Below are 7,926 nucleotides of genomic sequence, written 5' to 3' on the forward strand. Positions count from 1 at the left end.
TCAAGGAGGTCACACCAGGCCGATCATCACAGCGCGATACCAATAGACGATCATGAGAGGGCCAGTTCGATCACAAGATCAGCGACAGATCCAGCCGCCGTCCCAGGGCGGCCTGGACCCGCCGCCAGTCGGCGATGACCGGGCCCACCAGCGTCGTGTGCGGGGCGGAGAACAGGGTCGTGGCGTACCGGTGCAGCCGGTCGTCGAGTTCGGTGAGCGTCACCGGATCGGGATCGGCGAACGTGATCTCCCGGGAGAGTACCGCCGCGGCCCGTCCAGCGGCAGCCAGACCGAGCCGCTCCGAGGCCCGGGTGGGCGACAGTTCCATGCCGTTCATGACCATCCCCTCACGTTCCGGCCGGTGCCTCGTGGCGCACCGGTCACAGCCCGGCGACGGATGTTCGACCGGGCGGGGACCATGCTTCGTTGCGTCGTCCCGTGGCTGGGGCCGCCGCCGGTCGGCACGGCCGGCTGTACGCCGATGATGCTGGTGAACCTGCACGGTTCACCCCAGCGCGTAGCTGATCCGGCAAACACTGTGACCAGTCGCAAGCTACCGCGCAAGAGGGGGGTGGTGTACAGCGGTTTGACAGATTGATCAGAGTCTGCTCCTGGTCCGCCCCGGACAGTTCGTACGTTTCCGATGATCGAGCTCGGGGTCCGCCCCCGCTGTGCCCGCCCCCGCCGGTGAGGTGGCCGCGGCGCAGGTCAGGCAGGCCAGGCAGGTCGGGGGGCGCGGTGTTCCCGGTCGTCGAGCCATCGGTCCAGATCCTGTCCCCTCGACACCCCGCCGCCGCCGCCAACCCGCGATCCGTCAGATAACTCACAGGCGGATAACCCACCTGCCAGGGGCAAGCCCTGACTCCCTGTGGCCGGGCCACCCTGCCGGTAGGGAGAACTGTGGTAGGGAGAGGCAGTGGATTTCCGCGGACAGACCGCACTGATCACCGGTGCGTCGACGGGCATCGGCGCCGTCTTCGCCCGCGAGTTCGCCGACCGGGGCGCCGACCTCGTGCTCGTCGCGCGCGGCGAGGACCGGTTGCGCGCGAACGCCGCCGAGATCACTCGGCGTCACGGCGTGCGCACCGAGGTGATCGCCGTCGATCTGGCGGAGCCGGCCGCGGTCGACGCCGTCGCCGAACGGGTCGCCGTCGCCGGGGGCGGGGTCGACGTGCTGGTGAACAACGCCGGGTTCGCCACGCACGGCGACGTGGCCGGGGCCGAGGCGGCGCGGCTGGTCGGGCAGGTGCGGCTCAACTGTGTCGCTGTCGTCGAGCTGACCGCGCGCTTCCTGCCCGCGATGGTGCACCGCGGGCGCGGCAGCATCGTGAACGTGGCCAGCATCGCCGCGTTCCAGCCGGTGGCGCACATGGCCGTGTACGCGGCGACGAAGGCGTTCGTGCTGTCCTTCTCCGAGGCGCTGTGGGCCGAGGCCCGCCCGGCGGGGGTCAGGGTGCTCGCGCTGTGCCCCGGCTCCACCGACACGCCGTTCTTCGACGTCGTCGGTACCGAGGACGTCGCCGTCGGGCGCAAACGTTCCCCCGAGCAGGCGGTGGCCAGTGCGATGCGTGCCCTCGAACGCGGCCGTCCCTCGGTCGTCGACGGACGGCGCAACGCGCTGCTGGCCCGGGGTGGGCGGCTGCTGCCGCGGCGGGCGCTGATCCGGATCGCCGAACGCGCCGTCCGCCCGGCCCCGGACGGCTCTCGCGGGTAGGACCTCTCCGGTAGGCCGGGGGGTTTCGGGATCATCCTCACCCGGCCAGCCAGCGCCACCACGGGCCGAAGATCAGGTTGGTGAGCAGCGTATAGCCGCCCGCCGCGGGGTGCGCGCCGTCACCGGCGCGAGCTCACGCGCCCAGGACGGCCGGCGGCGCAGGGCGGGGAACACGTCGACGTAGGGGACGTCGTAGGCGGCGCAGACCTCGGCGTAGCGGACGGTGAGGTCCGCGACGCGCTCGTCGCGGCCGGGATCACCGGACGGGGGCGGTCCGACCATCAGCAGCGGCATGAGGGGGCGGGCCTCGGCGAGCAGGGCCGTCAGGGCGGCGACCGAGTCCCGCGGCGGGACCCGGGTGGCCGTCCCGGTCCCCGCCGCCGGGTCCGTGGTGTCGGCCTCGGCGGTCATGTCGTTCACGCCGAAGGAGATCACGAGCCGGGGGTGTTCCGCCTCGGCCAGCCGGGGCAGGCACTCCGCCCGCCATCGGGCGTGGGTCTCGGTGGAGGTGGCACGTCGGAGCCCGAGGTTGTAGGCGGTCAGCGCCACGCCGGCGTCCTCTGTGCGGGCGGCCAGACGCCCGACCCAGCCCAGGTGGGCGGGGTCGCCCACGCCCGCGACGAAGGAGTCCCCGAGGAAGCAGACCCGCAGGTCGCCGCCGCGCAGCCGGGCCGCTGCCGGCGGGTGCGCGGCCGGCGTTGGCAGGCGTGGGAAGGCCGTTGCCGCCGCGTCGAGGTCGGCGGCGGTCAACGGCCGGGTGAAGGTGACGCGGTGCAGCCCCGGCCCGTCGTAGTCGGAGTGGACCGGGACGCCGTCGATCATGGTGTCGCCGGGTTCGACCCGGAAACCCAGGCCGATGTGGAAGGCCAGCGACGTCGCGTTGCCCGGGCTGGTGACCGCGTCGACGCGGCGGGCCCCACGGGTGGCGGCGAGCCGGAAGAACCGTCGGTAGAGACCGCCGGCGATACCACCGCGGCGGCGCGCCGGGGCGACGCCGACGAAGTGGATGTAGGCGACCTCGGGTGCCGAGGCCGACAGGAAACCGACGAGGAAGGCGACAAGGCGGCCGTCGCCGGCACGTTCCACCAGGTAGCTGCTGTCGGTGAAGTGCTGGAAGAACAGCCGCGGCAGCAGCAGCGCGCGCTGTATCGACCCGGCGGCCCCCTGGAAGCCACCCCACCAGTCGTCCATGACGGCGAGCACGCGCCCCTGGTCGTCCGCGGTGGGATGGCGCATCGTCAGGCCGTCGGGAGGATCAAAGATCACGCCGCCACCCTGGCAGAGCCCCGGCCGCCGGCCAAGGCGTTTTTTCCCGCCCGACCGGGATCCCGGTTGTCCGCGCCGCCCCTCCGATCCCGCCCCGGATCGGACGGGCGGTCAGACGGACGGACGGGTGGTCCAGGTGGGGGTCGCCGTAGTACTCGCCGAAAATCGGGCGGGGCTAGGGGCGAGGAGGGGGGCGAACAGGAGGAGGGATGCCGCGGTGAGGCCGACGATTGCCAGGCGGGGTCCGGTGGGGCCGGCGGCGAGGTGGACGGCGAGGGTGACCATGGCCACGCCGAGGGCGGTGCCCAGGCCGCGGGTCATGTTGACCAGTCCCCCGCCGGTACCCGCCGCGTGGGCCGGGATCGCACTCATGATCGCGGTGTTGTTGGTGGGGGTGTAGAGGCCGAGGCCGAGGCCGAGCACGGCCATCGGGGGGATCAGCCAGGGTGCGGACAGTGGCACGGCGAGTGCGGCGGCGAGTGCCATCGTGCAGGTGACGGCGCCGAGCGCGTAGCGGCGGCGGTCGCTCCACCGGTCGGGTAGGACCGCCCCGGCGCCGCTGGCGGCGAGCGCGAAGCCTCCGGGCAGGGCGGTGAGGACCAGCCCGGCGTGCAGGGGGGAGGTGCCGCGGTCGGTGAGGACGACGGGGACCAGGACGAGCGGGCCGAACAGGACGAGGTAGCCGCACAGCGCGCCGACGAGTCCCCCCGCGAGGGCAGGGATGCGAAGGAGGCGCAGGTCGATCAGGGGTGCCGGCGCGCGGCGTTCCCGTCGGACGAGGCCGTAGCCGGCGAGCGGGGCGAGGATAGCGAGGATGGCGGTGGCCGCGGAGGGCAGGTTCAGGCCGGAGACAGCCGAGACGGCCAGCAGCAGGGTGGTGGTGGCGGTGGCGAGGAGGGCCAGACCCGGCCAGTCGAAGGGGGCAGGGTCGGTGCGCTGGCGGGTGCGGGGTAGCAGGTAGTAGCCGGCGATGAGGGCGATTGTCCCGACGGGGACGTTGATGGCGAACACCCAGCGCCAGCCGAGAGTGGTGACCAGGGCTCCGCCGAGGGTGGGGCCGAGAGCGAGGCCGAGGGCCTGGGCGGCGGCCTGGACGCCCAGGGCGGCGCGCATCCTCGGGCGGGGTGCGCTGGTGGCGACAAGGGCGACGCTGCTGGCCTGCAGCATCGCGGCGCCGACGGCCTGCGCGACGCGGGAACCGATCAAAGCGGCGAGGCTGGGAGCCAGGCCACAGGCGGCAGAGGCGGCGGTGAAGACGAGGAGTCCGTAGAGGTAGAACTGTTTGCGGCCGTAGGCGTCGGCGAGCCGGCCGACGGGCACCAGCAGGGCGACCAGGGTGAGCAGGTAGGCCAGGGAGACCCAGGTGACTGCAGCGAGCGGGGCGTGGAACTGTGCGCACAGCGGCCCGTAGGCCAGGGTGACGATGCTGGCGTCGAGTTGGCCCATGAACGCGCCGAAGCACACGGTGGCGACCGCCAGCCACCAGCCGCCCGGCAGGTCGCGGACCGCGCGAGGGCGGGCCCGCTCGTGGGCCAGCAGCGACATCAGGGTGTTGCGGGACGCGGAGGTACGCACGCCCGGGTCCATGGCTACCTGCTCCTCCAGCGGAAGCCGCTCACGGCAGGACGCGGCTCTCCAGCTATGTCTGTGACAGATAAACTCTGTCACAGACATAGTAGGCCGGTGCGGGGGCGGATGCCAGGCCGGCCGCTGGACGTGGGCACGCGGCGTGGGCACGCGGGCCGGATAACCGGCCGCGGGCTAGCGGGCGGGCAGAGCCTGGTCGGGCAGGAGGCTGGCAAGCAGGCCGCGCACGCGGGTGCCGATGTCGTCGCGGATGGCCCGTACCCGCTGCGGGGCAGAGACGGCGGGGCCGTCGATGGGCCAGTCCTCATAGCGATTGCCGGGAACGTAGGGGCAGGTGTCGCCACAGCCCATGGTGATCACGACGTCGGCGGCAGCGAGGATGTCGTCGGTGAGCGGCTTGGGGAACTCCTCGTCCAGACTCAGCCCGATCTCTTTCATCGCGACGATGACCTCGGGGTGGATGCCTTCGGCAGGGTCCGAGCCGCCGGTGCGGATGTGCAGCTGGGTGCCGGCGTAGTGGCGGGTGAACGCGGCGGCCATCTGGGAGCGGCCGGCGTTGTGCACGCAGACGAACAGCACCTCCGGGACCTTCTTGGCGATCAGCCCGCGGGTGGTAGCCAATGCTTCAAGGCGTTCCCGGGTGATCTTTTGGAGTCGAAATGAAATAACTTGCGCGTTTCGAACCCTCCACAGGCCTGTGAACTGCGATGATGCTCTCGATCGCGTATTTGTTACTTCATTACGTCCCCTTTCTGCCAGCACCGGCAGGTACAGGGTGACCCGGGCGGTAGCAGCGAAACGGTTGAATGAGTCGGTAAAGACCTCTTCCACGTCGCCTTGGGTGAAGCAGGTTTCGTACTCGTAGGCCAGCCGGCGGATCGCTGCTTTCACCTGGTTGCGCGCGGCCAGATTGAGCCCGGATAGCCGGTCGGCTGGGTGGGTGGAGTCGGTCATGGGACTTATCTCCTTGCCGGAAGAGGGCCGTGCGGGTCAGGCGGGACGGTGCTGATCGACGGTCGCTGCGGCCGGCGCCGGGCCCGCGACGGCTCCCGCGAGCCGTTCAATGCGGGTTGCGAGGTCGGCGAAGGTGTACTCGAAGGCGTCGTCGGTGTCGGTCGGGACCGGGTCGGGCACCGACCAGTGCAGCCGGCGTTCCGTGGGGCGTCGCAGGTGTTCGTGGGCGTTGTCGCAGACGGTCACCACGAGGTCGTCGGGTTGCAGGACGTCGTCGAGGTGCGCTGTGCGCGGGGCGGTGAGGGCCAGGCCGTGGCGATGGGCGACGTCGATCGTGCGGGGGTGGACGGCCGGGGCCGGGTCGGTGCCGGCTGAGGCCGCGGGGACGCTGCTTCGGGCCGTCCATTGCGTGGCGGCCAGCTGCGAGCGTGCGGTGTTGTGGGTGCAGACGAAGACCACGCGCGGCGCCGGGAGGACCGCGGGCGGAAGGAGGGTGGCCAGGGCCTCGGGTACGAGGTGCAGGTAGCTGCGGCGACGGTCGGCCTGCGAGCGGGTCCGCCGGATCAGCCCGGTGCCCTCCAGCGTGGCGAGGTGGTGGGCGAGCAGGTTCGACGGGATTCCGAGCGCGGTGCCCAGCTCGCTCGGGGACGCTTCGCCGAGGGCCAGGGCGTCGACGACGGCCAGTCGCGCGGGCTCGGCGAGCGCCGCATGCAACGCGGCCCTTCGCTCAACTGTCATTGACTCAACGTCCATTGAGGTGATTGTCGGTGTGGGGGTGGCTGCGGTCAAGATGGGCCCGCACGCCACACCCCGGCCACGCCGCCGCAGAGACAACTCGGGTCAGCGGCGGGCTGCGCTCCTGCCGGGCACGGACCCGCCAGCATGAGCACCGTTCCCGAATCGAGCGCGGCCCGCGCCTTGCGGCCGGTGCACCGTCCCAGCACGAGCGACGGTCACGTACCGGATATCCCCGATGGACGAGATCGGACGGACTGGTCGGGCTCACCGGCCGCAGCCGCGCCATTCACGCTCGCGGCGGGATGAGCGACGACGACCTCCGCCGCCGCGGCCCGGCCCAGCTGCGGGTAGAACAGGCGGATCAGCCCGGTCCCGACCAGGCCGCCGACGAGCTGCGCGGCGATGAACCCCGGAGCGGACGCCGGAGCAATACCGGCGAAGCTGTCGGAGAACATCCGGCCAGTCGTGATCGCCGGGTTGGCGAAGGACGTGGACGAGGTGAACCAGTAGGCGGCGCCGATGTAGGCGCCGACCGCGGCCGGAGCCTTGTCCGCCCGGCCCGAGCGGGCCAGGGCGAAGATGACCAGCAGCAGGCCGGCCGTGGCGACGACCTCGGACAGCAGATGCGGCCAGGTGGCCCGGTGGTGGGTGGAGATCGACACCGCCGACCGGTCGAACATCAAGTTCGCCAGGACGGCGCCGGCGATGCAGCCGGCGACCTGGGCGGGCAGGTAGGCGGCCACGTCCCGCCACGACAGTCCGCCGAAGACGGCGTCGACCGCGGACACGACCGGGTTGAAGTGCGCCCCGGACACCGGCCCGACCATCAAGATGATCGCGAACAGGCCGGCGGCGGTGGCCACCGCGTTCTCCGCTAGTTCCAGGCCGGTCTGGTTCGGGCTGAGCTGCTGGGCGGCGATGCCGGAGCCGATGACGAGGGCGGCCAGCAGCATGCTGCCGACCGCCTCCGCCGCCAACCGCCGGGCGAGATGTGGCTGTGGCTGTTCTCCCGTCATCGCGCGGTCAGGAAGTAGAAGTCCACCGCGGCGTCCACGTCCGAGACGTTCAACGCCAACTGCACCCTCGCCATCCCAACCCTCCAGACATCGACCGACATCTATAGCAACTGCTGGCGCCGAGGATGCGCCCAGGCATAGGCCGCTGTCAATAGCTGAGGCATGCTGGAGGCCATGACCACCGCAACCCGCCTCGCCGCATCGTCGGCCGCCCTACCGCCCCCGGCCGTGACCACGCGCGCCCCGGACGCGGCGGCCGGGCCTGGAGCGTGGGTGTGTTGCAGCCCGTTGACCCGTCAACCGCTGTCCGCCGAGGCCGCCGCCCGCCTCGCCGGTGTGCTCAAGGCGATCGCGGACCCAACCCGGCTGCGGCTGGTGTCGCTGATCTACGCCCACGAGGGCGGGGAGGCGTGCGTGTGCGAGCTGACCGAGCCGCTCGGGCTGACCCAGCCCACGATCAGCCACCACCTGAAAGTCCTCGTCGACGTCGGCCTGCTCACCCGCGACAAGCGCGGGGTCTGGGCCTACTACAAGGCCGCACCCGACGCCCTCGCCGCACTCAGCACGATGATCAGCCCCTGCTGCTGACGGCGCCCCGGCGCCTACGATCCATGGCCCGGTACGCCGGGACCGAGCCCCGCTCTAGGGCCT

Annotated in this window: 8 protein-coding genes; 2 read left to right on the top strand and 6 right to left on the bottom strand. The window is 72.0% G+C overall.

All coding sequences use genetic code 11. The annotated features are described in order from the left end of the window. Window positions 1–70: 70 nt before the first annotated feature. A complete protein-coding gene (locus AC08OQ_RS15185) occupies window positions 71–337 on the bottom strand; it encodes a hypothetical protein (RefSeq protein WP_476612134.1) in 267 nt (88 codons plus the stop codon). A gap of 579 nt (window positions 338–916) precedes the next feature. Here AC08OQ_RS15185 and AC08OQ_RS15190 point away from each other — a divergent pair. Beyond that, window positions 917–1,714, top strand: coding sequence for an SDR family NAD(P)-dependent oxidoreductase (locus AC08OQ_RS15190; RefSeq protein WP_476605562.1), 798 nt, complete (start codon window positions 917–919; stop codon window positions 1,712–1,714). Between the two features lie 72 nt (window positions 1,715–1,786). Here the strand turns inward: AC08OQ_RS15190 and AC08OQ_RS15195 are convergent, their stop codons facing one another. The 5 genes from AC08OQ_RS15195 to AC08OQ_RS15215 form a co-directional block, all read right to left on the bottom strand. After that, on the bottom strand, window positions 1,787–2,980 hold the full coding sequence (locus tag AC08OQ_RS15195; RefSeq protein ID WP_476605561.1) for a GNAT family N-acetyltransferase: 1,194 nt from the start codon (window positions 2,978–2,980) through the stop codon (window positions 1,787–1,789). A 111-nt stretch (window positions 2,981–3,091) separates the two neighbouring features. Then, entirely contained in the window at window positions 3,092–4,567 is a 1,476-nt protein-coding gene (locus AC08OQ_RS15200) for an MFS transporter (RefSeq protein WP_476605560.1), read from the bottom strand. Window positions 4,568–4,741: 174 nt separating this feature from the next. Next, entirely contained in the window at window positions 4,742–5,521 is a 780-nt protein-coding gene (locus AC08OQ_RS15205; RefSeq protein WP_476605559.1) for an arsenate reductase/protein-tyrosine-phosphatase family protein, read from the bottom strand. A 36-nt stretch (window positions 5,522–5,557) separates the two neighbouring features. Next, on the bottom strand, window positions 5,558–6,259 hold the full coding sequence (locus AC08OQ_RS15210; protein WP_476602416.1) for an arsenate reductase/protein-tyrosine-phosphatase family protein: 702 nt from the start codon (window positions 6,257–6,259) through the stop codon (window positions 5,558–5,560). 215 nt (window positions 6,260–6,474) lie between these two features. Then, a complete protein-coding gene (locus AC08OQ_RS15215) occupies window positions 6,475–7,275 on the bottom strand; it encodes an MIP/aquaporin family protein (protein WP_476602417.1) in 801 nt (266 codons plus the stop codon). A gap of 174 nt (window positions 7,276–7,449) precedes the next feature. Between AC08OQ_RS15215 and AC08OQ_RS15220 the strand changes: the two genes are divergently transcribed. Then, window positions 7,450–7,863: a metalloregulator ArsR/SmtB family transcription factor gene (locus tag AC08OQ_RS15220; protein ID WP_476602418.1), complete on the top strand. Its 414-nt coding sequence runs from the start codon at window positions 7,450–7,452 to the stop codon at window positions 7,861–7,863. Window positions 7,864–7,926 lie beyond the last annotated feature (63 nt).

It is taken from the genome of Frankia sp. CcCS3 (assembly GCF_977927575.1).

Excerpts from the sequence above, each read along its gene's own strand:
- AC08OQ_RS15200 (WP_476605560.1), bottom strand. The coding sequence starts at position 4,567 with ATGGACCCGGGCGTGCGTACCTCCGCGTCCCGCAACACCCTGATGTCG.
- AC08OQ_RS15210 (WP_476602416.1), bottom strand. The coding sequence starts at position 6,259 with ATGACAGTTGAGCGAAGGGCCGCGTTGCATGCGGCGCTCGCCGAGCCC.
- AC08OQ_RS15220 (WP_476602418.1), top strand. The coding sequence starts at position 7,450 with ATGACCACCGCAACCCGCCTCGCCGCATCGTCGGCCGCCCTACCGCCC.
- AC08OQ_RS15185 (WP_476612134.1), bottom strand. The coding sequence starts at position 337 with ATGAACGGCATGGAACTGTCGCCCACCCGGGCCTCGGAGCGGCTCGGT.
- AC08OQ_RS15205 (WP_476605559.1), bottom strand. The coding sequence starts at position 5,521 with ATGACCGACTCCACCCACCCAGCCGACCGGCTATCCGGGCTCAATCTG.
- AC08OQ_RS15215 (WP_476602417.1), bottom strand. The coding sequence starts at position 7,275 with ATGACGGGAGAACAGCCACAGCCACATCTCGCCCGGCGGTTGGCGGCG.